21 protein-coding genes and 2 pseudogenes are annotated in these 23,638 nt (G+C 69.5%); 8 read left to right on the top strand and 15 right to left on the bottom strand.

Annotated features, from left to right (window positions below; all coding sequences use genetic code 11):
• Nucleotides 1-119: 119 nt before the first annotated feature.
• On the top strand, nucleotides 120-626 hold the full coding sequence (locus ACIBLA_RS02070; protein WP_363244585.1) for a MarR family transcriptional regulator: 507 nt from the start codon (nucleotides 120-122) through the stop codon (nucleotides 624-626).
• An 89-nt stretch (nucleotides 627-715) separates the two neighbouring features.
• Here ACIBLA_RS02070 and ACIBLA_RS02065 read toward each other — a convergent pair whose 3' ends face one another.
• From ACIBLA_RS02065 to ACIBLA_RS02055, 3 genes are read right to left on the bottom strand one after another with little or no spacing between them, the layout of a single operon-like run.
• Nucleotides 716-1,135: a RidA family protein gene (locus ACIBLA_RS02065; RefSeq protein ID WP_363244584.1), complete on the bottom strand. Its 420-nt coding sequence runs from the start codon at nucleotides 1,133-1,135 to the stop codon at nucleotides 716-718.
• Entirely contained in the window at nucleotides 1,132-1,920 is a 789-nt protein-coding gene (locus ACIBLA_RS02060) for an IclR family transcriptional regulator (RefSeq protein ID WP_363244583.1), read from the bottom strand. The genes ACIBLA_RS02065 and ACIBLA_RS02060 overlap by 4 nt, the downstream gene beginning before the upstream one ends.
• Nucleotides 1,917-3,017 carry a sugar kinase gene (locus tag ACIBLA_RS02055; RefSeq protein ID WP_363244582.1) on the bottom strand — a complete coding sequence of 367 codons (1,101 nt, stop codon included), beginning with the start codon at nucleotides 3,015-3,017 and terminating at the stop codon, nucleotides 1,917-1,919. The genes ACIBLA_RS02060 and ACIBLA_RS02055 overlap by 4 nt, the downstream gene beginning before the upstream one ends.
• 151 nt (nucleotides 3,018-3,168) lie before the next feature.
• Between ACIBLA_RS02055 and ACIBLA_RS02050 the strand changes: the two genes are divergently transcribed.
• Both ACIBLA_RS02050 and ACIBLA_RS02045 read left to right on the top strand, forming a co-directional pair.
• Nucleotides 3,169-4,458, top strand: coding sequence for an amino acid deaminase (locus ACIBLA_RS02050; protein ID WP_363244581.1), 1,290 nt, complete (start codon nucleotides 3,169-3,171; stop codon nucleotides 4,456-4,458).
• A 21-nt stretch (nucleotides 4,459-4,479) separates the two neighbouring features.
• Nucleotides 4,480-6,114 (top strand): D-aminoacylase, encoded by a 1,635-nt coding sequence (locus ACIBLA_RS02045; protein ID WP_363244580.1) that lies wholly within the window; start codon nucleotides 4,480-4,482, stop codon nucleotides 6,112-6,114.
• A 4-nt stretch (nucleotides 6,115-6,118) separates the two neighbouring features.
• Here ACIBLA_RS02045 and ACIBLA_RS02040 read toward each other — a convergent pair whose 3' ends face one another.
• The gene (locus tag ACIBLA_RS02040) at nucleotides 6,119-7,726 is read right to left on the bottom strand and encodes a choice-of-anchor I family protein (protein ID WP_363244579.1); all 1,608 of its coding nucleotides are present in this window, start codon (nucleotides 7,724-7,726) and stop codon (nucleotides 6,119-6,121) included.
• Nucleotides 7,727-7,908: 182 nt separating this feature from the next.
• Between ACIBLA_RS02040 and ACIBLA_RS02035 the strand changes: the two genes are divergently transcribed.
• On the top strand, nucleotides 7,909-9,120 hold the full coding sequence (locus tag ACIBLA_RS02035) for a pyridoxal phosphate-dependent aminotransferase (protein WP_363244578.1): 1,212 nt from the start codon (nucleotides 7,909-7,911) through the stop codon (nucleotides 9,118-9,120).
• A 77-nt stretch (nucleotides 9,121-9,197) separates the two neighbouring features.
• On the top strand, nucleotides 9,198-9,605 hold the full coding sequence (locus ACIBLA_RS02030) for a hypothetical protein (RefSeq protein WP_363244577.1): 408 nt from the start codon (nucleotides 9,198-9,200) through the stop codon (nucleotides 9,603-9,605).
• A gap of 124 nt (nucleotides 9,606-9,729) precedes the next feature.
• Here ACIBLA_RS02030 and ACIBLA_RS02025 read toward each other — a convergent pair.
• From ACIBLA_RS02025 to ACIBLA_RS02005, 5 genes and pseudogenes are all read right to left on the bottom strand, one after another.
• Nucleotides 9,730-10,589 (bottom strand): annotated as a pseudogene (locus ACIBLA_RS02025) (MvdC/MvdD family ATP grasp protein).
• The gene (gene tgmA, locus ACIBLA_RS02020; RefSeq protein WP_399197528.1) at nucleotides 10,589-10,861 is read right to left on the bottom strand and encodes a putative ATP-grasp-modified RiPP; all 273 of its coding nucleotides are present in this window, start codon (nucleotides 10,859-10,861) and stop codon (nucleotides 10,589-10,591) included. Before tgmA ends, ACIBLA_RS02025 begins: the two are co-directional and overlap by 1 nt.
• A 218-nt stretch (nucleotides 10,862-11,079) precedes the next feature.
• Entirely contained in the window at nucleotides 11,080-11,493 is a 414-nt protein-coding gene (locus ACIBLA_RS02015; RefSeq protein WP_399197527.1) for a hypothetical protein, read from the bottom strand.
• Nucleotides 11,490-11,891 carry an ATP-binding protein gene (locus ACIBLA_RS02010; protein ID WP_399197526.1) on the bottom strand — a complete coding sequence of 134 codons (402 nt, stop codon included), beginning with the start codon at nucleotides 11,889-11,891 and terminating at the stop codon, nucleotides 11,490-11,492. Before ACIBLA_RS02010 ends, ACIBLA_RS02015 begins: the two co-directional genes overlap by 4 nt.
• Before the next feature lie 233 nt (nucleotides 11,892-12,124).
• Nucleotides 12,125-12,838, bottom strand: coding sequence for a GntR family transcriptional regulator (locus ACIBLA_RS02005; RefSeq protein ID WP_399197525.1), 714 nt, complete (start codon nucleotides 12,836-12,838; stop codon nucleotides 12,125-12,127).
• A 60-nt stretch (nucleotides 12,839-12,898) separates the two neighbouring features.
• Here ACIBLA_RS02005 and ACIBLA_RS02000 point away from each other — a divergent pair, with 60 nt between their 5' ends.
• Entirely contained in the window at nucleotides 12,899-13,708 is an 810-nt protein-coding gene (locus tag ACIBLA_RS02000) for a class I SAM-dependent methyltransferase (RefSeq protein WP_399197586.1), read from the top strand.
• Between the two features lie 306 nt (nucleotides 13,709-14,014).
• Here the strand turns inward: ACIBLA_RS02000 and ACIBLA_RS01995 are convergent, their stop codons facing one another.
• Complete coding sequence (locus ACIBLA_RS01995) at nucleotides 14,015-14,821, bottom strand: nucleotidyltransferase domain-containing protein (protein WP_399197524.1); 807 nt, start codon at nucleotides 14,819-14,821, stop codon at nucleotides 14,015-14,017.
• A gap of 158 nt (nucleotides 14,822-14,979) precedes the next feature.
• On the opposite strand from ACIBLA_RS01995, the pseudogene ACIBLA_RS01990 reads away from it, so the two are divergent.
• A pseudogene (locus ACIBLA_RS01990) lies at nucleotides 14,980-15,252 on the top strand (DUF6188 family protein); the annotation flags it as partial.
• A 157-nt stretch (nucleotides 15,253-15,409) separates the two neighbouring features.
• Nucleotides 15,410-15,580, top strand: coding sequence for a hypothetical protein (locus ACIBLA_RS01985; protein WP_399197590.1), 171 nt, complete (start codon nucleotides 15,410-15,412; stop codon nucleotides 15,578-15,580).
• Between the two features lie 443 nt (nucleotides 15,581-16,023).
• Here ACIBLA_RS01985 and ACIBLA_RS01980 read toward each other — a convergent pair whose 3' ends face one another.
• From ACIBLA_RS01980 to ACIBLA_RS01960, 5 genes are all read right to left on the bottom strand, one after another.
• Nucleotides 16,024-16,665, bottom strand: coding sequence for a Rid family hydrolase (locus ACIBLA_RS01980; protein WP_399197523.1), 642 nt, complete (start codon nucleotides 16,663-16,665; stop codon nucleotides 16,024-16,026).
• On the bottom strand, nucleotides 16,662-18,263 hold the full coding sequence (locus tag ACIBLA_RS01975; RefSeq protein ID WP_363244568.1) for a flavin monoamine oxidase family protein: 1,602 nt from the start codon (nucleotides 18,261-18,263) through the stop codon (nucleotides 16,662-16,664). The genes ACIBLA_RS01980 and ACIBLA_RS01975 overlap by 4 nt, the downstream gene beginning before the upstream one ends.
• A gap of 626 nt (nucleotides 18,264-18,889) precedes the next feature.
• Nucleotides 18,890-19,696, bottom strand: coding sequence for a nucleotidyltransferase domain-containing protein (locus ACIBLA_RS01970; protein WP_363244567.1), 807 nt, complete (start codon nucleotides 19,694-19,696; stop codon nucleotides 18,890-18,892).
• A 302-nt stretch (nucleotides 19,697-19,998) separates the two neighbouring features.
• Nucleotides 19,999-21,180 carry an esterase-like activity of phytase family protein gene (locus ACIBLA_RS01965; RefSeq protein ID WP_363244566.1) on the bottom strand — a complete coding sequence of 394 codons (1,182 nt, stop codon included), beginning with the start codon at nucleotides 21,178-21,180 and terminating at the stop codon, nucleotides 19,999-20,001.
• A gap of 261 nt (nucleotides 21,181-21,441) precedes the next feature.
• Nucleotides 21,442-23,259 (bottom strand): phosphoenolpyruvate carboxykinase (GTP), encoded by a 1,818-nt coding sequence (locus tag ACIBLA_RS01960; protein ID WP_399197585.1) that lies wholly within the window; start codon nucleotides 23,257-23,259, stop codon nucleotides 21,442-21,444.
• Between the last annotated feature and the right edge of the window lie 379 nt (nucleotides 23,260-23,638).

Here is a 23,638-nt window from a genome sequence, read left to right as displayed (position 1 = left end):
TCCCCGTAAGTGACTCGGGTCACCAAATCGGGACGGCGAAGATCGCGCAAGAGGGTCGGAGGTTTCGGTTCCGTCTCCGTGATCCACCGTTCACTCCACGCTTGGAATATATTGGTGGTATGGACGACACACCGGACACCTCGGGGCCGCGTTGGCTCGACACCGACGAGCAGCAGCAGTGGTACGCGTTCGCCTACATGCTGACCCAGCTGCCGGCCGCACTGGAGGCGCGGATGCAACGGGACACGGGCATCGCGCACTTCGAGTACGTGGTGCTGTCCGCGCTGTCGACGGCGCCGGAGCGCACGCTGCGGATGAGCGAGGTGGCCCAGTACGCCGGGAGCACCCTCTCCCGGCTGTCCAACGTGGTCATCCGGCTGGAGAAGCGCGGCTGGGTGCGGCGCCGTCCCGACCCCTCCGACGGGCGCGCCACCCTGGCCTCCCTCACCGACGACGGGGTGGACAAGGTGACCGCCGCGGCCCCGAGCCATGTCGACGCCGTACGCCAACTGGTCTTCGACCCACTGACCAAGGCGCAGCAGCGGCAGCTCGGCGCCGCCTCCCAGCGCATCCTCGGCGCCCTCGACGCGCCGTTTTCCGACGAATGGACGCCGGGCTCCAAATAACCAGGCTGAGCAGCGCGGCGACCGCGAATCCGGCCACCGACAGGACTGTCTGTGGAGGCCGAGTTGAGCGCCGTGCCGCGCTGCGCGGTTCAGCCGAGTACGGCCAGCGCGTCGATCTCGATGAGCAGTCCGGCGGGCAGCCCGACGTACACCGTCGTACGGGCGGCCGGCGCCTCCTTGAGGCTCTGCTCCTCGAAGTAGGCGTTGTAGATCTCGTTCATCTCGGCGAAGTGCGCCACGTCCGTGAGGTAGACGCGCACCATCATCACGTCGTCCCAGCTCGCGCCGCCCGCCTCCAGGACCGACTTGACGTTGGCGAGGGTCTGGAGCGTCTGCTCGCGCAGCGTCGGTCCCGCCACGGTCGGGGCCTCGCCCGCGACGGCAGGGAGGAAGCCGACCTGCCCGGCCACCTGGAGGATGTTGCCCTTGCGGACGCCGTGGGAGAACTTGGCCGGCGGCGCGGCGTGCGTGGCGGGGACGACGGCGGTCTTCGCGGTCTGGTCGCTCATGAGGTCTCTTTCCGAAGAGCAGGGGGTGCGGGTGCCGGATGGTGGGCGTTGCCCGAGTACTCCCGGCTGATCGCGTCGGCGGTGCGGCGCAACAGCGGGAGCAGGGCGAGGAGTTCGTCGGCGGTGACGACGACATTCGGCGCGGACACCGACATGGCGGCGACGACCCGGCCGTCCGCACCGCGGATCGGGGCCCCGATGCAGTTGATGGACTCCTCATGGCCACCGAGGTCGGTGGCCCACCCCTGTTCGCGTACGGTCGCCAGCTCCTTGAGGAACGCGGCGGCGTTCGGGATCGAACGGGGGGTGTACATGGGGAAGTCGAGCCGCTCGGCGAGTGCGCGGCGCTCGGCTTCGGACAGGTCGGCGATGAGCAGCTTGGCGACGGCCGCGACGGTGACGGCGACCGGCTTGCCGATCCGGGAGTACATCCGCACCGGATAGCGGCTCTCGACCTTGTCGATGTAGAGGACTTCGTTGTCCTCCCTGACGGCGAGATGGACTGTGTGGCCGCACTGTTCGCCCAGCGCCGCGAGGTGCGGGTGGGCGATCTCGCGTACGTCCAGGTTCTCGACGGCCTCCTGGGCGAGCGCGAAGAGGCGGGCGCCGAGGCGGTAGCGCTGGTCCTGCTGGCGGTAGACGAGCCCGTGCTCGTGCAGCGTGCGCAGCAGCCGCAGCGCCGTGGACTTGTGCACGTCGAGCCGCGCGGCGACCTGTCCGAGGTCGGCCGGGCCCTGGGCGAGCAGCGGCAGGATGCTCAGCGCGCGGTCGACGGTCTGGCTCATGAGGCGGGTACCGCTTCCTGCCGCTGTCCGGGCCCGGCGGCCCCGGACGTCCAGCCGGGGCCGAGCCGCAGGGAGCGCCAGGCCTGGTCGTCCAGTGCGGCGAGCCGGTCCGCGTGGGCGCGGGCGGGCGGGACGCAGACGTCGCCCGCGTCGGTGAGTACGGCGGCGGCCATCAGATGGCCGTGGCGCAGCCGGGCCTCGGTCGGCAGGCCCCGGAGGGTCGCGGACAGGAAGCCGGCGGCGAACGCGTCGCCCGCGCCGACGGCTGCCACGACATCGACGGCCAGCGCGGGTACGGTCACGACCGCGTCGCCGCCCGTCTCCGGGTCCCGTACGAACGCGGTCGCGCCGTCCGCGCCCGCCTTCACCACCAGCACCGCCGGCTCGGGCAGCGCCTCGCGGATCGTCTCCGGGCTGTGCAGGTCCCAGACCTGGGCGGCCTCGTCGTCGCCGACGAAGACGAGGTCGGCGCCGCGCGCGATGCCCCTCAGCACGTCCGGCCCCGAGTCGTCCCGCCAGAGCGCGGGCCGGTGGTTGACGTCGAAGGAGAGCAGCGGGCGGCCGGGTGCGGGCTCGGCCAGCTCGCGGGTCAGGGCGAGGCAGTCGTCCGAGAGGGCGGGTGTGATGCCGGACAGGTGCAGGACGCGGCCGGAGAACAGGTCGGCGCGGTCCATCGTCGCGGGGGACATCGCGGAGGCGGCCGATCCCGCCCGGTAGTAGGCGACCTCGTGGGCGGTGCTGGAGCGGTCGGTGGCCGTACGGAAGTAGATGCCGGTCGGGCGGCCGTCCGCGTCGCGGCGTACGGCGGAGGTGTCGACGCCGTACGCGCCGATCGCCTCCACCAGATGGTCGCCGAAGCCGTCCGCGCCGACACGGCTGATCCATTTCACCGTGTGCCCCGCGGCGGCGAGCGCGCAGGCGACATTCGACTCGGCGCCGCCGATGGTGCGCGTGAAGGCGGGGACGTCGGCGAGGCGGCCGGGGCGCGAGGGCAGGAAGGTGACCATCGACTCGCCGAGGCAGACGACCTCGCAGACGACCTCGGCGGGCTCGGGCCCGCCGGGGCTGGTCGGGTCCGCTTCTACCGTTGCGGGCACTTTGGGCTCCTCGATCGTCTGTCGTCCGGGGCCGCCGGGGCTCATCATTGACCCGGCGACGGCTCGGATGTTAGACAGCGTAAAGCGATATACGCAATGGGCGTTGCATATGTTGCAACGAAATGAATCCCTGGCACATGGAGGAAGCCCTATGACGGTCGGTGGACGGCTCAGCGAGGAACACCTGAGGGACGAGCGTCTGGACCACCGATTCAAGGGGCTGCCGCCCGACGCCGACGGCCGCACGGTCGCCGAGCTGGCCGCCGAGCGCCGCAATCTCTTCACCGGCGGCTTCACCACCCCGCTGCTCGCCCTCTCCGCCGAGTCCCTGACCCACAACCTCGCGCTTCTTCAGACGTACTCGGAGCACCACGGCCTCGCGTTCGCCCCGCACGGCAAGACGTCGATGTCCCCGCAGCTCTTCGCGCGCCAACTCGACTACGGCGCCTGGGGGATCACCGCCGCGCTCCCCCACCAGGTGCGCGTCTACCGGGCGTTCGGCATCCAGCGGATCTTCCTCGCCAACGAGGTCGTCGACGCGGTCGCGCTGCGCTGGCTCTCCGCCGAGCTGGACGGCGATCCGGGCTTCCGCTTCATCTGCTACGTCGACTCCGTGCGCGGCGTCGAGTTGATGGACGAGGCGCTGCGCGCTGCGGGCGGCTCACGCCCCGTGGACGTCGTCGTGGAGCTGGGCGCGGGCGAGGGCGCGCGGACCGGCGTCCGCAAGGAGGCGGAGTGCGCGCTGGTCGCGGACGCGGTGGCCGCTACCGACACGCTGCGGCTGGTGGGCGTCGCCGGTTACGAGGGCGAGGTGCCGCACGCCGACAACGACACCGTCCGCGCCTGGCTGCGCCGGCTGACGGCGCTGGCGGCCGACTTCGACGCGGCGGGCCGGTTCTCCGGGACCGTGGACGAGATCGTGGTGAGCGCGGGCGGCAGTGCGTGGTTCGACGCGGTCGCGGACGTCTTCGCCGACATCCCGGTGCTGTCCCGCCCCGTGTGCAAGCTGCTGCGCTCCGGTGCGTACGTCTCCCACGACGACGGCCACTACAAGCGGCTGACCCCCTTCAAGCGGATCCCGGCCGAGGGCGCGCTCCAGCCGGCCTTCCGGCTCTGGGCCCAGGTGGTCTCACGCCCCTCGCCGGAGCAGGCGTTCACCAACGCGGGCAAGCGGGACGCGGCGTACGACCTCGACCTGCCGGAGGCGCAGCTGGTGCGCGACGCGCGCACCGGCGAGATCCGACCGGCGCGCGGCATCACGGTCACCGGCCTGTCCGACCAGCACGGCAAGCTGCACACGTCGCCCGACGCGGTGATCGAGGTCGGCGACTGGGTGGGCTTCGGGCTGTCGCATCCGTGCACGTCGTTCGACAAGTGGCAGCTGATCCCGCTGGCCGACGCGGACGGCACGGTCACCGATTTCATCCGTACGTTCTTCTAGGAGCTCGGGAGCTGCTGGGCCATGGATCTCGTCATACGGGACGTGCGTGTCGTCGACGGCACGGGGCAGGACTCCTACCGGGCGGACGTCGGCGTCACCGGCGGCCGTATCGCCGAGATCCGGCGGCACACGCCGGGCGGCGCCGCACCCCGGCTGTCCGGCGCGCGGGTCCTCGACGCGGCGGGCCTCGCCCTCGCCCCCGGCTTCATCGACATGCACGCGCACAGCGACCTCGCACTGCTGCGCGACCCGGACCACTCGGCGAAGGCGGCGCAGGGCGTCACCCTTGAGGTGATCGGTCAGGACGGGCTGTCGTACGCGCCGGTGGACGACGGCACGCTCGCCGAGGTCCGCAGGGCGATCACCGGCTGGAACGGCGGCGCGCCCGGCGACACGTCGGTCGACTTCGACTGGCGGACGGTCGGCGAGTATCTGGACCGGCTCGACCACGGCTTCGACGGCCGGGGCATCGCCGTCAACGCGGCGTATCTCGTGCCGCAGGGCACGGTCCGGATGTACGCGGTGGGCCAGGACGACCGCCCGGCGACCGCCGCCGAACTCGACCTGATGCGCCGGCTGGTCGCCGACTCGCTGGAGCAGGGCGCCGTCGGCATGTCGTCGGGGCTGACGTACACGCCGGGCATGTACGCGGACGACGCCGAACTCACCGAGCTGTGCCGGGTGGTGGCCCGTTACGACGGCTACTACTGCCCGCACCACCGCAGTTACGGGGCGGGCGCCCTGCGCGCGTACGAGGAGATGGCCGACCTCACGCGCAGCGCGGGCTGCGCGCTCCATCTCGCCCACGCCACCATGAACTTCGGTGTGAACAAGGGCAAGGCCCCCGAGCTGATCGCCCTGCTGGACAAGGCGCTGGACGGCGGCGCCGACATCTCGCTCGACACCTATCCCTACACGCCCGGCTGCACAACGCTGGTGGCGATGCTGCCCAGTTGGGCGAGCGCGGGCGGCCAGGACGCGATCCTTGAGCGGCTGCGGGACGCGTCGACGGCGGAGAAGATCCGGCACCACATGGAGGTGATCGGCGCGGACGGCTGCCACGGTGTGCCGATCGAGTGGGACACCATCGAGATCTCCGGTGTCTCCGACCCGGCCCTCACGGCGCATGTCGGCCGGACGATCGCCGAGACGGCGCGGCTGCGCGGCGAGAGCGGCTGGCTGACCGCCCGCAAGCTGCTGATCGACGACCGGCTGGGCTCCACGATCCTCCAGCACGTCGGGCACGAGGAGAACGTGCGGGAGATCATGCGCCACCGCGTCCACACCGGCGGCAGCGACGGGATCCTCCAGGGCGCTAAGCCGCACCCGCGCGCGTACGGCACGTTCCCGCGGTATCTGGGCCGGTACGTGCGCGAGTTGGGCGTCCTGTCGCTGGAGGAGTGCGTGGCCCATCTGACCTCGCGCCCGGCGGCCCGCCTGCGTCTCGCGGACCGCGGCCTGGTCCGCGAGGGCTACCGGGCGGACCTGGTGCTGTTCGACCCGGACACGGTGGCCGCGGGTTCGACCTACGCGGCGCCGCGCACGCTGCCGGTGGGTGTGCCGCACGTGCTGATCGACGGCCGCTTCGTGATCGAGGACGGGCGGCGCACGGACGTGCTGGCGGGGCGGTCGGTACGGCGTACCGACCGCCCCTGATGCCTCAGCCGATCCGGTAGACCGACGTCGTACCGCTGACCTCGTTGCCGACGACCAACAACGGGTCACCGGTCGGGCTGTCCTTCGCGGAGACGAACAGCACACCCTCCGGCCCCAGGTCCCCCGCCGTACCGGCCTCCGGGTCGCCCGCGAAATCACGCGAGTTGACGTATCCGGCGGCCTTCGGGCTGCGCGGGTCGCTCAGGTCGTACGCCGCGATGCCGCCGACCCGCTCCAGACCGACGAAGGCGTACGTCGTGCCGCGCACCGATCCGGTGGTGATGCCCTCCGGCTCGGGGCCCTTGTTGTCGCTGCGGCTGTCGGGGGCGTTCTCGGCGTGGTCGGTGTTGAAGTTCTCCGGGAACGCCTTCGCCGTCAGCTGCTCCAGGTCGTCCCCGGAGTCCCAGACGAGCCGGCCGAGCGCGTCGCGTACGGAGATCGAGCGACCGCCCAGCGAGTTCAGCTCGGTGACCCGGCCCTCGCTGTCGCGCGGCGAGGTGCTGGTGATGTTGAGACGGCCGAGCGCGTCGTCCTTCTGGAGAGCGGCGGCGTCCGGGAACGCCTCCGGGTTCAGCTCGACGTCCTTGACCCGTACCTCCTCGGAGAAGCAGTCCCAGTCGCGGGCGTCGCCCTCGTTGGCGCTGACGGTGTACTCGCCGCCGCGCGAGGTGAACGCGTGGATCCCGTCGGGCTTGTAGAGGCCCTTGACCGGCCAGGTGCGGATGTTGACGCCGCCGTCCTTGTCGGAGGCGTCCAGGCCGTTACCGGGCTTGGAGTGGTCCTTCTCGCCGAGCGGGACGATCTTCTCGACCTCGGCGCGGCGCAGGTCGACGAGCGCGAGCGCGTTGTTCTCCTGGAGTGTGACCCAGGCGGTGCGGCCGTCCTTCGACACCGCCACGTACTCGGGCTCGATGTCCTGGCTGACGGAGGCGTTCGGGCCGTAGATCAGTACGCCGTCGCGGGTCAGCTCCTTCTTCTCGCTGTCCCACTTCTCGAAGCCGGCGGTGCGCGCGGTGGCGCGGCGCAGGTCACCGCCGCGGCCCCGGTCCAGGTCGATGACGCTGATCGAGCCGACGGGGTCGATCCCGGCGGGCTCCTCGCCGCCGGGCGGGCAGTACGAGTCGGGCTCGCCCTCGTTCGCGACGACGACGCGGTCACCCTCGGGGGTGAACGTCACCATGTCGGGCAGGGCGCCGACCCGTACCTCTGTCAGCTTGTGGCCGTCGGAGGCGCGGAAGAACGCGACCGTGCCGCGGTCGGTCTTGGCCTCGGCCTGCTGGGCGACGGCGACGAGGCCGTCGTGGACGCTGACGCTGTTGGCGCCGGGCGTGGCCAGCTGGCCGGTCTTGCGGGGCTTGGCGGGGTTCCGGATGTCGAGGATGTCGACGGTGCCGGCCTGCGCGTTGATCGTGAAGACCTGGCGGGTCCGGGAGTCGTACGCGGTGATCTCCGCGCCGCCCTCGTCGTACTTGCCGCTCTCGTAGCGGCCGAGGAACGTGAGGCCGAGCTTGCCGTCGTGGGAGCCGGTGGCTGTCGCCGACGGCAGGAGTGCGGTGGTGGCGGCGAGGACCGTGACGGTGGCCAGGCCGAGCAGTGGGATGCGCTTCTTCATGAGCGCCCAGCGTTGTGCGCACCCCCGCTGCGCGGGTGAACTGACCGCACCTCTTCGGTGAACACTGACTCAACAAAATGCGGGCCCCGCCACGGGTTCTCGTATCCGCCCGTCTCACGATCCGGACCGACGTGGTCAAAAACACCAGGCGCCTCGCGAAACCCGGTCGTAAGCTCGCCGTCATGCAGGTCATCCAGTCAACGAAGCTCGCCAATGTCTGTTACGAGATCCGGGGCCCCGTCCTAGACGAGGCGATGCGGCTGGAGGCAGCAGGCCACCGCATCCTCAAGCTCAACACCGGGAACCCGGCGGCCTTCGGCTTCGAGTGCCCGCCGGAGATCCTGGAGGACGTCCTCCGCAACCTCGGCGACGCGCACGGCTACGGCGACGCGAAGGGGCTGCTCTCGGCACGGCGCGCGGTGATGCAGCACTACCAGACCAAGAACATCGACCTGGACGTCGAGGACGTGTACCTCGGCAACGGCGTCTCCGAGCTGATCCAGATGTCGATGCAGGCACTGCTCGACGACGGCGACGAGGTCCTCGTACCGGCGCCGGACTATCCGCTGTGGACCGCGTCCGTCTCCCTGGCCGGCGGCACGGCCGTGCACTACCGCTGCGACGAGCAGGCGGAGTGGATGCCGGACCTGGCCGACGTCGAGCGCAAGATCACCGACCGCACCAAGGCGATCGTGATCATCAACCCGAACAATCCGACCGGCGCGGTCTACAGCGACGAGATGCTGCGCGGCCTCACGGAGATCGCCCGCAGGCACAGCCTGATCGTCTGCTCGGACGAGATCTACGACCGGATCCTGTACGACGGCGCGACCCACACCCCGACCGCCGCCATCGCGCCGGATCTGCTGACGCTCACGTTCAACGGCCTGTCGAAGAACTACCGCGTCGCGGGCTTCCGCTCCGGCTGGCTGGCGGTCTGCGGACCGAAGACGCACGCGTCCTCGTACATCGAGGGCCTGACGATCCTGGCCAATATGCGGCTGTGCGCCAACATGCCCTCCCAGCACGCGGTGGCGACGGCGCTGGGCGGCCGGCAGTCGATCCAGGACCTGGTCCTGCCGGGCGGGCGCATCCTGGAGCAGCGGAACACGGCGTACGACCTGCTGACACGGATTCCGGGCGTCACATGTGTGAAGCCGAAGGGCGCCCTGTATCTCTTCCCGCGGCTGGATCCGAAGGTCTACAAGATCAAGGACGACCGGCAGATGGTCCTTGACCTGCTGCAACGCGAGAAGATCATGGTCGTGCACGGGACGGGCTTCAACTGGCCGGAGCCCGACCACTTCCGCATCGTGACGCTCCCGGCGGCCCCGGAACTGGCGGACGCGGTGACGCGGATCGGGAACTTCCTGGACGGGTACTCGCAGCCGTGACTCATGGTTCGACCAGACTCAACTTTAGACTGATTCCAATGTAGGATGGCCTCCTGACGACGCCAGGAGACCATCCCATGTACGAGCCGATCCGCACCAAGTCGGTCCACTCGATGGCCGACGCCCACACCGACACCGACTTCCCGCACCGCACCCGCGAGGAGGAGCTGGACATCCAGCTCGCCGGCCATCTCGCGGCGCTGCTGGCCGTCACCGACGACCTCGGGCTCGACCGCGAGGCGGACCGGATCGCCCACGAGGTGACGCGGCTGCGCGGCAGCGCGCCGGTCCGCGCCGCTGGTGCTGCCTCCGGTGCGGACGCTACCGAGTTGCACCGGCGTGCGCTCGCCCTGGCGGGCCGGGCGCTGGTCGTCGCGGCCTCCCGCGCGGACACGGCGGCGGCGATCCTGGCCGCGGAACGAATGGACGCCCACACGGCGGCGCTCCGGACCTCGGAGGAACACCCTTTGGCCACCGCCCACTGACGGCCCGCGTGGCCGTTGCCGTCCGGGCGCTCACGCGGCTTGGCCGCTCGAAGCGTTTCGCTGTCTGGCCAACAGTGCGCGGGCGGCAACAGCGCCCGCGCCCCCTGGGCGGGATCGCTGTGCGTCAGATCGGCAGGTTCCAGCCGGGCCCGTCCTCGGTGCCGAGCCACACCCGCTGACCGGCGGCCGAGACCGTGATGCCGAATCCCTCCTGGTGGGGTTCGCCGGCAGCCTGCCAGCGCCGCACCGCCCGCTCGACCCGATCCCACAGGTGGACGGGCCCGCGCTGCACGACGGTCCACCCGCCGTTGGGGTTGGGTGTCGTTCGGGCCTGCGAACCGATGGACACGTCCCAGAGGATCTGTTTCATGTGGGGGCACACGGACACGGTGTCGGTGATCTCGGCCCCGTGCACCTCCCGGACCCACACGCTGTGCGGCTGGTCGTCCACGCGGTAGGGCGTGTTCCACAACGGCTTGTAGACCACTCCGCCGTGTTGGAACGTAACGAACTCCCGTGCTTCTTTCGGGTCGTTGGTGATCACCGTGTTGGGCACCAGGAATTCGCAGCGTTGTGCGGTGGAAAGCTGCGACGGCTTGAACTCGGCGGCACGGTTGTTCCACTGGTGGTTGACGTAGTGCGCTCCGGGCAGGGACGCGAGGATGCCCCCAACGCCCCACAGCGCTTGTTCTGCGGCGAACCGACGGTCCTGGTCGCTCAACCCGGGTGGCCCCTCGTAGGGCGAGGGCCTGCGCACCCAGACGGACCGAATCGCGGTGGTGTCGAGTTCCCGGCTTGCCGTGCGCAGGGTGCCCCGCTGCTCGCTCGACGGTACGTGGCGGTAAGCGAGGCACCCGCGTGCAGGTCGGCGCCGGGGTCGAGACGGACCACGGGAACGCGGCGTTCGGCGAGGAGCCTCAACACCATGTCCGCCGTCACGTCGTAGGGGTTGGTCAGCACCAGTACCGACCTGCGGTCATCCATCAGCCAGAACTCTGGTCCTGGTCGTAGGACTCGGTGCTGTCCGCGTCGGTCGCACCGCCCGGACCGGACCCGTCACCGCGGGTGGTCGTGGTGGGCGTCAGGCCGCTTGTGCTGGTGCCATGACTGCCCAGCTCGACCGTCCGACCGTACTCGTCCACGATCACCGCAATCTGCGTCTCGGAGTCCATCACGGGCGTGTACTGCGGGACCGTGGTGGTGGCCGCGTACGGCCCCATTCGCTGCGTGCCCCACGGTGCGGGTGTCTGCGTCATCTGTTCCGTGCCTCCGTTTCCTGGTGGTGCGGACAGTGCAACAGCTCGGCCACGTGGCCGAGTTGCGCATTCCCACCCCGGCCGACTCGCCCTGTTCAGAGTTGGAACGGTCGGGGCCGCTGTGCCCCGCCCCGGGCACGGGGTAGGTGTGTGCCCGGAGCGGGAGTTGGGCCCTGGCCCGTCTCGCCCTGACGGACGCGACCCACACGCGCGCGGCGTCAATTTTCCTCCTTGGTCTGTTCGGCAGTCCCACGGGATTCTGCGGGGACTTCGCTCACGGAGCCCTGCGCCAGCCGCTTCAGCCCGGCCTCCAATTCCCGTAGGACAGCGGGGCTCGGCGTCGCGTATCCGTCGCGCGGGACCCATTCGGGTGCCAGGCGCCAGAAGGCGCCCGCGTCAATGAGGGCATGCATTTCGGCGACGCTGTCCGATCCTCCTTTCTCGGGTGTACGCCGCGGCAGAATCGCCGGCGCGATGAAGCGGAGCCGTGCGGGATCCTCGGCGATCCACTCACCGGGACCCTGCACCGGCCGCAGTACGTAGTCGCCTCGGCGGATATCGGTGAGGATCGCCAGCCGACCCGAGACTTCGTCGCGTACGTGGTCGCCCACCCAGGGCTTCGCCTCCGTCATGTGTCGGCCTCGCACCTCAGATCGCCCCAGACCCGTTTCCCCCCAAGGAGAAGGTCCGTGCCCCACCGCCAGGTCAGCGCGTCGATGATCGCGAGCCCCCGCCCGGTCTCCTCGTGATCGTCGGTCGTCGTCCGAAGCGTCGGGATCGTCTTCGAGTCGTCCGCCACCGCAATACGCACGAATGTCTCGCCGGGCCGGGAAACGGTCACGCGAATCGAGTAAGTACGCGTGTGTGTAACGGAGTTCGACAGCAGCTCCGTCACGACCAGAGCGCCGGTGTCGCCGAGGTGTTCCAGGCCCCAGGCCTCCAGCGCGGTGCGCACGAGCGATCGGGCCGGGAGGGCGCTCCGTGCTGTGCACGGCAGGGTCTGGGTGTAGCCGGGATGCCCGGTGCGCATGGGTCGAGCGGTACCAGTCACGGTCATCAGGACCTCGGTTCGGTGAGGGGTGCGGCCGGTTCTCCGGGGGCGCCAAGCGGCACAAGAGGAATACTGGACCGGTGGACCGGTCCAGTCAACTCCTGTGGGTTCCACCCGGAGTGGGGCCATTGCATTCACCCAGCCAGAGAGCCACTTTGCGGGCAAAAAAAATCTGGACCGGTCCACCGGCCCAGCGCTCATGCTTGATGCGTCTACATCGCATATACCTCCGCGTGTTCGTAGAGCGCACTCGGCGTGACACCTTCCTCGCAGACGAGCGGGCGCTGTTCCTGGTCGTAGGCCGTGTGCAGCACCACAGCCACTGCCGTCGGCTCCGAGAGCGCGAGGTGTGAGACCTCCTCCTCCGTCGCCAGGCGCACCGTGGTCACATCCACACCCTCCACGGGAAATCGGCCGGTCTGCCGACGCACGTACCGCGTCGTTCCTTCCGCGATCGGAGCCGTCTGGGTCAGTCGCGGCGACGGCTCGGCCACGTCGGGCGGGAACCACGCCTGCACATAGCTGTGAGGGCTGCCGTCGGGCAGTTGCAGCACGCGCACCCGGCGCAGAGCCTTCACCCCGGCGTCCGTTCCGAGCACAGTAGCCACATGTGCTGGCGGCGCGGCCCAGTCGGGCTCACCCACGCGCAGGAACGGCATGCCGCCGGTCACGCGCGTCGAACCGGCCCTGCGTGCGCCCGCCGGTCGCGCAACGGGAGTCTCGGCGACGACGAATCCCGTCCCCTGCCTGGCCTCCACCACGCCATCGCTCCGCAGAACGTCCATAGCCTTGACGGCGGTGGCCCGTGAAACCGACCACTGCTCCGCCAGATCACGCCCGGACGGCAGGGTCTCACCATCGAACTCCCCCGCCGCGATCCGGGTGCGCAGGGATTCCGCGATTTCCTCGTACTTCAAGAGCGCCACGGGTCCCCTTGTTGATAGCTGTTCTGGACTGGTCCACCGGTACACATGATACTGAAAAACATGCCGAACCCAGAACTTGCAACAGAGATCGAGCACTTCTACTCGCAGGTCATCGACGAGGGCGCCCGGCTGAGTGTGTCGGCGGACGGGCGGCTCGAACTGCTGCGAACGCGGGAACTCCTACGGCGCTTCCTCCCGCCGGCGCCCGCCCGCGTGCTGGATGTAGGAGGTGGCACGGGCGTCCATGCTCGGTGGCTGGTCGATGACGGGTATCACGTCGACCTGGTTGATCCCGTCGCCCGGCATGTCGAACAGGCGGCCAGAGTCTGCCCCGCGTCGCTGGGGGATGCTCGCGCACTGGAGGCTTCGGATGCCAGCTATGACGTGGTGCAGGTGCTGGGGCCGCTCTATCACCTCCCCGAGCCAGCCGACCGGTGGCAGGCACTGTCCGAAGCGCGGCGTGTGGTGCGGCCCGGCGGGCTCGTGGCTGCCGGGGCGATCAACAGGTACTCCTCGCTCTTCGAGCACACCGCCTACGCACACCTGCATGCCGAGCGGATGAAGACGGCGATCTCCGCGATCCTCCGCACGGCTGTCCACGACGGCAAGCGCGGCTTCACTCTGGCCTACTTCCACCGCGCCGAAGAACTCGCCGATGAATTGCGCGATGCCGGCCTTGTGGACGTGAGGGTGTTCGGGATCGAGGGGCCGGCCTGGTCCATCCTCAAGGCGGTGGAGCAGCACGCCGGTCGGGACCCAAGTGAAGATCTCTTCGAGTCCGTTCTGACGGCGGCGCGGATGGCCGAGCCCTACCCCGAACTTCTCGCGGCCAGCTCCCACTTGCTGGCAGTCGGGAAGGCACCCGCGTAACCCGGCGGAAGCCGCACACGCTGAGGGCCCCGGAGCCGTGAGGGGCCGGGCTCCGGAGGCCGGTTGTGGCAGGTGGTCGGGGGTTCGGACCCAGGGTGGGGTCAGGCCACCGCTTCAGGGCGCTCCACGAAAGTGGAGATACGAGCAGGTCAGCCAGGAGCAACCTTCGTGGGATCGGCCCTGTCCTCGCTGCGATGCTGCGTGCCGCGCACCCGCCTGCGGCGGAGTGACTCAGGGCGGCCCGCCCAGGCCTTCACGCAACGTCCGGACCCGCCGTTGTCCGTGCGAGTCACCGCCAGATACCCGTCAGGGACGCGGCGCCTTCTCGCCGTGCACCGCCGTGTACTCCGCTGCGAGCCAAGGACCCAGGTCGTCGATGAGCATTCCGAGTACCGCCCGGTCGGCCGAAGGCGCGCGGCCGACGGAGGCCGCGGTGCGCATCTGGGCGGCGCGCTCGGGGTAGTAGCGGCCGAAGAGTTCGGCGGACTCGTCCAGGTCGCTGGTCCAGCCGCCCCAGCGGGGCATGATCAGGGTGAATCCAGTGCGGACGGTGCGGCGCGCGACGAGGCGGCCGAGACTTCTGCGGTCGGCGTCCGTAGCGGCCTCGGCGAATTCGGTACGCCAGCGCGGCAGCACGCGGGCCAGGTCGCCGTTCGTTTCGCGGGCGAGCAGGGTTGTGGGGCGATAGCGGGGCAGTTGCTCCGCGAGGTCGTCGCCGAGCAGCGGGGTGCACAGGCAGGCGATGAAGAACCCGGCATCATGACGTTCGCGGTCACTGATGAGAGCGCGTGCGCCGGTCAGCAGGATTCCGGCGCCGTCGATCTGGGTGAACGCGCGGTCGAGAGAGGTCTCGATCGCTTCGGCGTCGGTGCGGTCGGCTTCGGTGGGCTCCTCGTGAAGGGCGAGCTGAACGTCGAGGTCGGAGAGTCCGGGGGTGGCGGTGCCGCGCGGGACACTCCCGTAGAGATAGGCGCTGTGCAGGCGGGCGCTGCCGAACGTCTCGGCGATGCGGGCGCGGGCCGCGTCGACGACGGGGACGAAGGCCGGCCGTACTCGGCCCAAGGCGCCCTCGCGTGAAATCGTCCCGTCGGGTTCCAGTCCTCGTCCGTTCATGGGTTCACTGTGCCGTGAACCCATGAACGGACGGGAAAATGCCATGGCCTCGCGTGCCTCATCGACCAGGATGCGGTAAATGAGCGCTGAAGAGAGTCCCGTCGAACACAAGGACCGGTGGGTCCTGCACCTTTGTGGCATGAGGCACCAAGATCAGTGTGGACTTCCGGCTCGTGCTGGTCCTCGACCCGGACTGGGAAGTCGCGTTGGAAACGCCCGTCAGGCTCTCGGTCGGGACTGTCCGGGCCGGCCACCCGTCCGTACTCCTGACGCCGGAATCGCAGGACGTGGCAGGGGCACTCGCTCTCTTCGGGGCGACCGTCCTGTCGGTCGTCGCGTTCAAGTCCGGGACCCTGCGGGTCGTCTTCGACACGGGCCACCACCTGACGTGCTCACCCGACCCGTCCTTCGAGGCGTGGCAGATCACGGGCCCAGCGGTTGGCACTTCGTGTCGTTACCCGGAGGCAACCTCGCCGTCTGGCCCGGCTCCGGAACGAACGAGTCCAGTGCGGGTTCAGCGGCAGAACCTCATCATGATGCCGACTCACGAGCGCCCTCAGGTCGTACCCCGTCAGCGACAGCCGCATCGTGCACTTGTCCTCCGCCTCGACCGTGACCGGGATGCCCCCGTACGCGCTCAGCATGTGGCCCACATCGACCTTCTGGTGGACGGTCGGCATCCTGCTGCTCGCGGCCCTGGTCGCCGGCCTGATGAGGGTGCGCAATCTTGAAAGTCGCTGTGCGGCGGAGCTTCCGTGATGTCCGTCCGGGGTGCCCGTGCTGGTCGTGAGCGGCAGTCCGAGCTGTAGATCGTCTGGCAGGGCGGCTTCGCCCGTTCCCGCAAGCGGCTGCTGGTACGGCTCCTACGATCCGGTCCATGATGGATCCCGAGACGCCGGAGCGGATCGCCGCGCGCCGCGCGGAGCTTGACGGGCTCGAAGAACAGCTGGTCAAGCGGCTGGAGGAGCGACACCGACGGCGGCACCTCGTCGCCGTCGAGGGCCGCCGTGAACTCCAGGCGGTGGTCGGTCCGGCGCCTGGGTTCTGTCCAGTCGATCTTCGCGGATCAGACCGCGGCGTCTGGTGCCGTACATCGCAAGGGCGGAGGATCGTGCTCGTACTGGATGTACTTGGACGACTCCGACAACGCGGCGAGGTGCGGTGCCAGGCGTCGCGGGCCCGCGAAGATCGACCGGACAGGCCTAGCGCTTCTTGTACGTCGCGGTCACCTCGACCTCGACGAGCCACCCCCGCACGGCCAGCGAGGCGACCTCCATCGTCGCCCGCGCCGGGCGGGCCTCGTTCGCCAGCAGCGGCGGTTTGGGGGCCGAGGTTCCCATGGGCACCGGAACGACCTGCTGCGACTTCAGGTCGACGTTGGCGAAGAACTGCCGGTACGCGCGGTTCCAGCCCGCGTAGTCGGCGATCTCGGCGCCCGGCGGCTTCGCCAGGTAGGCCTTCATCGTGATGACGTCGGCCGGTTTGACGCCCGCAGCCTCCAGGTTGGTCCTGATGTTGCGCAGTACGACGAGCGCCTGCGCCTCGGTGATCGTGACACCCTCGGCCCCCTCGGTGAGAGAGGGGTCGGTGTAACGCTCGGGCGTGCCGTCCGGCGCACTCGGGTTGAGCGCGGACGGACCGAGGCCGCTGCTCTGGTAGACGGCCACCTCCCCGCCCAGCGCCACGCCGTTCGCGATGGCCGGGTTGGACTGCCCCTCGGGCAGCATCACGCGTACCGTCTTCGGGCCGGGCCACCAGCCCCGGGCGTCGGCCAGCGCGGTGCCGCCGGTGAGGAGAATTCCGGCCAGGGTCGTGGCGGTGAGGATCTTCGTACGCCGTTTCATGCGGCCATCACCCTTTCGTGGATGTCAGTGACGACCTTGCGGGCCGAGGTGAACGCGCCGTGCTGCCAGGCGATGACATGGCTGAGCCAGTCGCCGGCGAAGTAGACATGGCCTGCGGGCTTGTTGAGCAGCTTGTACTCCGGGCCGGTCTGTGAGGGCCAGGACACCCAGCCGGCCTCGATGTGGGGCGTGCGGTGCCAGGCCACACTGAAGGCGCGGTCGAGCTCGGTGCGGTACTTGTCTCCGTGGATCTTCACACCCTGGCTCACCGCCCGCTCCACCCGCTTGGCGTGTGGCAGGTCGCTGTAGGCGACGGCGTTGGCGCCGAAGTTGTAGTAGCCGATGAGAGTGCCGCGGCGGCCCTGGTAGCCGTACGAGGGATACCAGATGCTCGCCAGGTCCATGTCGGTCGGCGTGATGCCGCCGTAGATGTGCTCGTCCGTCTCCCACCAGCGGCTGCGGTATTCGAGCCCCACCTTGCCGACCGGGGTCGCGACGGGGTACTTCAGCGCGGCTGTGATGTCCGCGCCGAGGTTGTGCTTGATCCGGGCCATGACCATGGGCGGAATCGCCGCCACGACGAAGTCGGCGTGCCGGCTGCGGGTTCGGCCCTGTGCGTCCTTGTAGACGACCTCGGCACCGTCAGGGAGATCCTTGACCTCCATCGCCTTGGCGCCGTAGGTGATCCGGTTCTCGCCGACAGCCTTCGCCAGCGCGTACGGGATGGCGTCCATCCCGCCCACCGGCTGGAACATCTGCATGGCCTGGTCGTAGCCGAACTCGAAGGAGAAGCGCTGCCCGACGCCGCTCCCGATGACGTCCGACAGGGACGGCACCGGGGCAAGCACCGTGCCCTTCTCGAAGGCCGCACCAGGCTCGACCGAGTACCCGCGCCGGTCGGAGCCCGTGTAGCCGAAGCCGTCGGCTTTGCCCTTGATGGCACCGAAGTTCTGCAGGAACGCGATCAGCCGCTCCTTGTCGCCGGCGGTGAGCTCTCCGTCCAGGGCGCCCTGGTCGGTGGCCTTGGCGAGCAGCTCGGAGACATATCCGTAGGCGTCGGCCTTCGCGGTGCGCCAGCGGATCGCCTTGCCCGCCTGGGCGGCGCTGTTCTCGTGGTAGATGTACGCGTTGGCGTTCTGGTTGGTGAACACCTCCAGTGGAACGCCGAGTTCACGGCAGTACTCGAGCGTGACGTGGGACTGCGGCAGCCGGGCCGGGCCCGCGTTCATGTACTGGCCCTTGGAGAAGGAGGCCGTCTGGCTGCGCCCGTCCAGGTCGGTGAGCGTGGTACCGCCGCGGACCGTCCAGTTGCGGCCGCCGGGGCGGTCCTTCGCCTCCAGGATCCGGCAGTCGTAGCCCGCCTTGCCCAGCTCGTACGCCGTCGCCAGGCCGGCTATGCCGCCGCCAAGTATCAGGACCTTCTTGCCGCTCTGTCCGGTGAGCGAGAAGTCGCTGCTTCGGGGCGGCCGGTACTCCTCCGCCCGTGCGTCGGGGACCGGTGCCACACCGAGCGCACCCATGGCCGAATACAGCATGCCGGCACCGCCCGCGACGCCGACGGATCTCAGGAAGTTGCGGCGGGATGCCTGTTGGTTCATCAATAACTCCTCACACGGGGTGACGCGTCGTCCGACCGAACTTCGCCAGGTGGGGGTGGGTTTGACCGGTGAGCCGGAAGGCGTGCCGCGAGCTTCCAACATGTGTGTTACATCGCCATGCCAATGACGTCTCCATGACATAAGCCAGGGGAGATTTTGAGCCAGTCGAATGTGGATGGGACGGCCCGGACCCTCAGTTCTCCGGGTGCTTGATCACCGGGAGGCGGCGAGGTACCACCAACAGCAGGACCAGGAAGGCGAGTCCGGCCGCGCCGCTCTTCGAGCACACCGCCTACGCACACCTGCACGCCCAGCGGATGAAGACGGCGATCTCCGCGATCCTCCGCACGGCTGTCCACGACGGAAAGCGCGGCTTCACCCTGGCCAACTTCCACCGCGCCGAAGAACTCGCCGATGAATTGCGCGATGCCGGCCTGGTGGACGTGGCGGTGTTCGGGATCGAGGGACCGGCGTGGTCCGTCCTCAAGGCGGTGGAGCAGCACGCCGGTCCAGACCCGAGTGGAGATCTCTTCGAGTCCGTTCTGACGGCAGCGCGGGTGGCCGAGCCCTACCCCGAACTTCTCGCGGCCAGCTCCCACTTGCTGGCAGTCACCGCCAGGTACCCGTCAGGGACGCGGCGCCTTCTCGCCGTGCACCGCTGTGTACTCCGCTGCGAGCCAAGGACCCAGGTCGTCGATGAGCATTCCGAGTACCGCCCGGTCGGCCGAAGGCGCGCGGCCGGTGGTGGCCGCCGTGCTCATCTGGGCGGCGCGCTCGGGATAGTAGCGACCGAAGAGTTCGGCGGACTCGTCCAGGCCGCTGGTCCAGCCGCCCCAGCGGGGCATGATCAGGGTGAATCCGGTCCGGACGGTACGGCGCGCGACAAGGCGGCTGAGCCTTCTGCGGTCGGCGTCCGTAGCGGCCTCGGCGAATTCGGTACGCCAGCGCGGCAGCACGCGGGCCAGGTCGCCGTTCGTTTCGCGGGCAAGCAGGGTTGTGGGCCGGTAGCGGGGCAGCTGCTCCGCGAGGTCGTCGCCGAGCAGCGGGGTGCACAGGCAGGCGATGAAGAACCCGGCATCGTGACGTTCGCGGTCACTGATGAGAGCGCGTGCGCTGGTCAGCAGGATTCCGGCGCCGTCGATCTGGGTGAACGCGCGGTCGAGAGCGGCCTCGATCCCTTCGGCGTCGGTGCGGTCGGCTTCGGTGGGCTCGTCGTGAAGGGCGAGTTGAATGTCCAGGTCGGAGAGTCCGGGGGTGGCGGTGCCGCGCGGGACACTCCCGTAGAGGTAGGCGCTGTGCAGGCGGGCGCTGCCGAACGTCTCGGCGATGCGGGCGCGGGCCGCGTCGACGACGGGGACGAACGCCGGCCGCACTCGGCCCAGGGCGCCTTCGCGTGAAATCGTCCCGTCGGGTTCCAGTCCTCGTCCGTTCATGGGTTCACTGTGCCGTGAACACTGGCCGGACGGGGAAATTGCCATGGCCCTCGCGTGCCTCATCGACCAGGGTGCGGTAGGTGAGCGCGTGGTGCGCCCGCCGGGGACGACGGGGCAGCCCTTGGCGACGGATGGGCGCCGCTCATCGGCGCAACGGCTACGCGGCAGAGGCTGTGGTGATGCTGCTGCGCTTCGTGTTCGCCGAGCGGCGTTTTCATAGGTGCGGCGCGCGGGCCGAACGGGCTGCGGAGCGAATCCGCAGCCCGTTCAAGGCAGTTGCCGTTGCCCGTTACCGTTGCCGACTACCCGCGGATGCCGAGGGCGACGATCTGCGTGACCTCGTCATCGGCGAAGTTGTCGTCGCTGACCAGGAGCAGGGTCCGTTCGCCGCCCCGCAGGGTCGGGCCCCAGGTCATGCCCTCGGTGTTGTCCACCGTGGACAGGCCCAAGTCGTCGAAGTCCGCGACCAGTTTCTTGCGCATCGGGACGACCTTCTGGCCGACCAGGGAGTCCATGTTCCGCACCTCGGTCGCGCCGCGCGTGGTGGCGTCGTAGACGCGGATCTTGAATCCCGCGCCCGCCACCCAGGTGCGTTCGAGTACGAGGTAGCGGCTGGGATCCTCGGGGAAGGCGAGGATCGAGGGCACGCCGGTGTCCGGGGGCCACGGGCTGGACGGGTCGGATGCGGTGAAGATCTTCTCCAGGGGATAGGCGAACTGCCCGAGCACGTCGCCCTTCCGGCTCTGCTCGGTGACGCGGATCAGCGCGCCGCGTTCCAGATCGGGCTCCGGGCCGTCCTGGAGCAGCGGACCCTCGACAGCGCTGGTCAGCACGCGGCCCTTGTCCCCGAACGTGATCGCTTCGATCGCCTTGTTCCGACGGGGGCCCCGATCGCCCATGGTGATTGCGTAGTTGGGCGGCAGCGGCAGTTGGCCACTGTAAGCACCGGAGCGGTTGGCGAACTGGATCGACGGCTGGATCACCGGGCTGCTCGCAGAGTTCGGCCGGTCGCCCTCCTGTGCCCACCAGTACCGGCAGTTCCGCGGGTCCACCCGTACCTCTTCCGGGTCCACGGCCTTGCCGTCGCCGGCACTTGCCGGTGGGTAGACCGAGCCGTCCGGCTGGAGGAACGGGTGGGTGCCGGTGAGGTCGACGGAGTGCACCCCGGCGCCGTCCACCTTGATCCTGGCGGTGTAGAAGCGGGCGGGCTGGAGAACCGAGCGGTCGTCGCTGATCATGACGTACTCGCCCGTGCACGGATTCCGGTCGATGCCGGACAGCCCGCCAACTGTCGTGTTCTGGAAGGAGAGTTTGTGCGGAACGATCTTCTCGCCCAGCAACCGGGCTTTCGCCCCGATGGCGGACTTCGGGGCGGTGTCGGACCGTACGGCGGTGTCGTCCGACTGTGCCGCCACCGCGGGCGCCATCGTCGCTGCCAGCACCACCGCCACAGCACACGCGCGGCGGATCAAGGAGGATTTCATGTATTCGATCTTGGCCCGGCACACCTACCGAGCACAGTCACCCATCCGTGTGATTGGGGCGTGAAGTGGGTGACAGAGCGATGTGACCTGGCGGAGTTCCGTCAAAACCGCCGACAACCGTGTCCAGCTGTGGTCGGCGACGGCGTTCCCCGAGTTCGGTGAACAGCCTTGCCCGCGCGCGGTGACGGGAACACACCGAGGCCCCCGGAGCCGTGAGGGATGGGCTCCGGGGGCCGTTCTCGGAGGGTGGTCAGGGGTGCATCAGGACAGGCGGTTCACCAACGCGTTGTACTCGTCCCACAGTTCCGGCGGCGTGTGCGTGCCGAAGGTGTTCAGGTGGGCCGGGATCAGGGACGCCTCGTCGCGCCAGACCTCCTTGTCGACCGTGAGCAGGAAGTCCAGGTCCGCCTCGGAGAGGTTGAGGCCGGCCGTGTCCAGGGCGCCCTTCGCCGGGAGGATGCCGATCGGGGACTCGACGCCCTCGCCCTTGCCTTCCAGGCGCTCCACGATCCACTTCAGTACGCGGCCGTTCTCGCCGAAGCCGGGCCAGACGAACTTGCCCGCGTCGTTCTTGCGGAACCAGTTGACGTAGTAGATCTTCGGGAGCTTGGACTCGTCGCCCTTCGCCGTCGCCGTGGCGCCGATCTTGACCCAGTGGGCCATGTAGTCGCCCATGTTGTAGCCGCAGAACGGCAGCATCGCGAACGGGTCGCGGCGCAGCTCGCCCACCTTGCCCTCGGCCGCGGCGGTCTTCTCGGAGGCGACGTTCGCGCCGAGGAAGACGCCGTGCTGCCAGTTGAACGACTCCGTCACCAGCGGTACGGCGGAGGCGCGCCGGCCGCCGAAGAGGATCGCCGAGATCGGGACGCCCTTGGGGTCCTCCCACTCGGGCGCGATGATCGGGCACTGGCCCGCCGGCACGGTGAAGCGGGCGTTGGGGTGGGCGGCCGGGGTCCCGGACTCCGGGGTCCAGTCGTTGCCCTTCCAGTCGGTGAGGTGCGCGGGCGGCTCCTCGGTCATGCCCTCCCACCACACGTCGCCGTCGTCGGTGAGCGCGACGTTCGTGAAGACGGAATTGCCCCACATCGTCTTCATGGCATTGGCGTTGGTGTGCTCACCGGTGCCGGGCGCGACGCCGAAGAAGCCCGCCTCCGGGTTGATCGCGTACAGCCTGCCGTCCTCGCCGAACCGCATCCACGCGATGTCGTCGCCGATCGTCTCGACGGTCCAGCCGGAGATGGTGGGCTCCAGCATGGCGAGGTTGGTCTTGCCGCAGGCCGAAGGGAAGGCGGCGGCAACATACTTCGCGTCCCCGCGCGGCGGCGTGAGCTTGAGGATCAGCATGTGCTCGGCGAGCCAGCCCTCGTCGCGTGCCATGACGGAGGCGATGCGCAGCGCGTAACACTTCTTGCCCAGCAGCGCGTTGCCGCCGTAGCCGGAGCCGTACGACCAGATCTCGCGGCCCTCGGGGAAGTGCGAGATGTACTTGGTGGTGTTGCACGGCCACGGCACATCTGCCTGGCCCTCTTCGAGAGGCGCGCCCAGCGTGTGGACGGCCTTGACGAAGAAGCCGTCGTCGCCGAGTTCGTCGAGGACGTGCTGTCCCATGCGCGTCATCGTGCGCATGGAGACCGCGACATACGCGGAGTCGGTGATCTCGACGCCGATCGCGGAGAGCGGCGAGCCGACCGGTCCCATGCAGAACGGGACGACGTACATGGTCCGGCCGCGCATCGAGCCGCGGAAGACGCCCTGTTCGCCGGTGAAGATGTCGCGCATCTCCGCCGGGGCCTTCCACTTGTTGGTGGGGCCCGCGTCCTCCTCCTCCTCGGAGCAGATGAAGGTGCGGTCCTCGACGCGCGCCACGTCGGTGGGGTCGGAGGCCGCGTAGTACGAGTTGGGCCGCTTGATCGGGTCGAGCTTCGTGAACGTGCCCTTCGCCACAAGCTCGTCGCACAGGCGCTCGTACTCGGCTTCGGAGCCGTCGCACCAGACCACCCGGTCCGGCTGGGTCAGAGCCGCGATCTCGTCGACCCAGGAGATCAGCTCCTGGTGCCCGGTCGGGGCGTCGGGAGCCACGGGATTGAGGGGGTCTCCGGTGGAAAGCCCTGCGTCGCGCGCCACGGTTACTCCTTGATGAGGGTTTGTAGGTGTATGCCCCGTGGGGGCTGCGACCCGGACGCTTCGTTACCGCTCATCCGGTGCCGACCGCACTCATTTGATCATCCGACTCTCGCGCCCATCTGTCCAGAGGGCCGCCCACGTGAGCATCACCACTCCGCCCGCCCTGCCCACCGCCCCCACTGCGCGCGGTGCGTGCGGTGCATGCGGTGCGCGCGATGAGCGAGCAGCCGCCGCACCCATCCAGAACCTACGGTCCCGTAGGTAGCATGAGCGCATGACTTCTCCCGCGTCCGACTCGCTCGCGAACCCTCGACAACCCGAAGGGGGACCGGCC

The sequence above is a fragment of the Streptomyces sp. NPDC050433 genome, assembly GCF_044458565.1.
Lineage (GTDB): Bacteria > Actinomycetota > Actinomycetes > Streptomycetales > Streptomycetaceae > Streptomyces.
Note: the sequence above shows the minus strand (reverse complement) of the source record. Positions and strands in the feature narration are given on the sequence as shown.

Bases quoted from the DNA above. Each gene is read 5' to 3' on its own strand.
- ACIBLA_RS02070 (WP_363244585.1), top strand. From the start codon at position 120: ATGGACGACACACCGGACACCTCGGGGCCGCGTTGGCTCGACACCGAC.
- ACIBLA_RS02065 (WP_363244584.1), bottom strand. From the start codon at position 1,135: ATGAGCGACCAGACCGCGAAGACCGCCGTCGTCCCCGCCACGCACGCC.
- ACIBLA_RS02060 (WP_363244583.1), bottom strand. From the start codon at position 1,920: ATGAGCCAGACCGTCGACCGCGCGCTGAGCATCCTGCCGCTGCTCGCC.
- ACIBLA_RS02050 (WP_363244581.1), top strand. From the start codon at position 3,169: ATGACGGTCGGTGGACGGCTCAGCGAGGAACACCTGAGGGACGAGCGT.
- ACIBLA_RS02045 (WP_363244580.1), top strand. From the start codon at position 4,480: ATGGATCTCGTCATACGGGACGTGCGTGTCGTCGACGGCACGGGGCAG.
- ACIBLA_RS02040 (WP_363244579.1), bottom strand. From the start codon at position 7,726: ATGAAGAAGCGCATCCCACTGCTCGGCCTGGCCACCGTCACGGTCCTC.
- ACIBLA_RS02035 (WP_363244578.1), top strand. From the start codon at position 7,909: ATGCAGGTCATCCAGTCAACGAAGCTCGCCAATGTCTGTTACGAGATC.
- ACIBLA_RS02030 (WP_363244577.1), top strand. From the start codon at position 9,198: ATGTACGAGCCGATCCGCACCAAGTCGGTCCACTCGATGGCCGACGCC.
- tgmA (WP_399197528.1), bottom strand. From the start codon at position 10,861: ATGACGCAGACACCCGCACCGTGGGGCACGCAGCGAATGGGGCCGTAC.
- ACIBLA_RS02015 (WP_399197527.1), bottom strand. From the start codon at position 11,493: ATGACGGAGGCGAAGCCCTGGGTGGGCGACCACGTACGCGACGAAGTC.
- ACIBLA_RS02010 (WP_399197526.1), bottom strand. From the start codon at position 11,891: ATGCGCACCGGGCATCCCGGCTACACCCAGACCCTGCCGTGCACAGCA.
- ACIBLA_RS02000 (WP_399197586.1), top strand. From the start codon at position 12,899: ATGCCGAACCCAGAACTTGCAACAGAGATCGAGCACTTCTACTCGCAG.
- ACIBLA_RS01995 (WP_399197524.1), bottom strand. From the start codon at position 14,821: ATGAACGGACGAGGACTGGAACCCGACGGGACGATTTCACGCGAGGGC.
- ACIBLA_RS01980 (WP_399197523.1), bottom strand. From the start codon at position 16,665: ATGAAACGGCGTACGAAGATCCTCACCGCCACGACCCTGGCCGGAATT.
- ACIBLA_RS01975 (WP_363244568.1), bottom strand. From the start codon at position 18,263: ATGAACCAACAGGCATCCCGCCGCAACTTCCTGAGATCCGTCGGCGTC.
- ACIBLA_RS01970 (WP_363244567.1), bottom strand. From the start codon at position 19,696: ATGAACGGACGAGGACTGGAACCCGACGGGACGATTTCACGCGAAGGC.
- ACIBLA_RS01965 (WP_363244566.1), bottom strand. From the start codon at position 21,180: ATGAAATCCTCCTTGATCCGCCGCGCGTGTGCTGTGGCGGTGGTGCTG.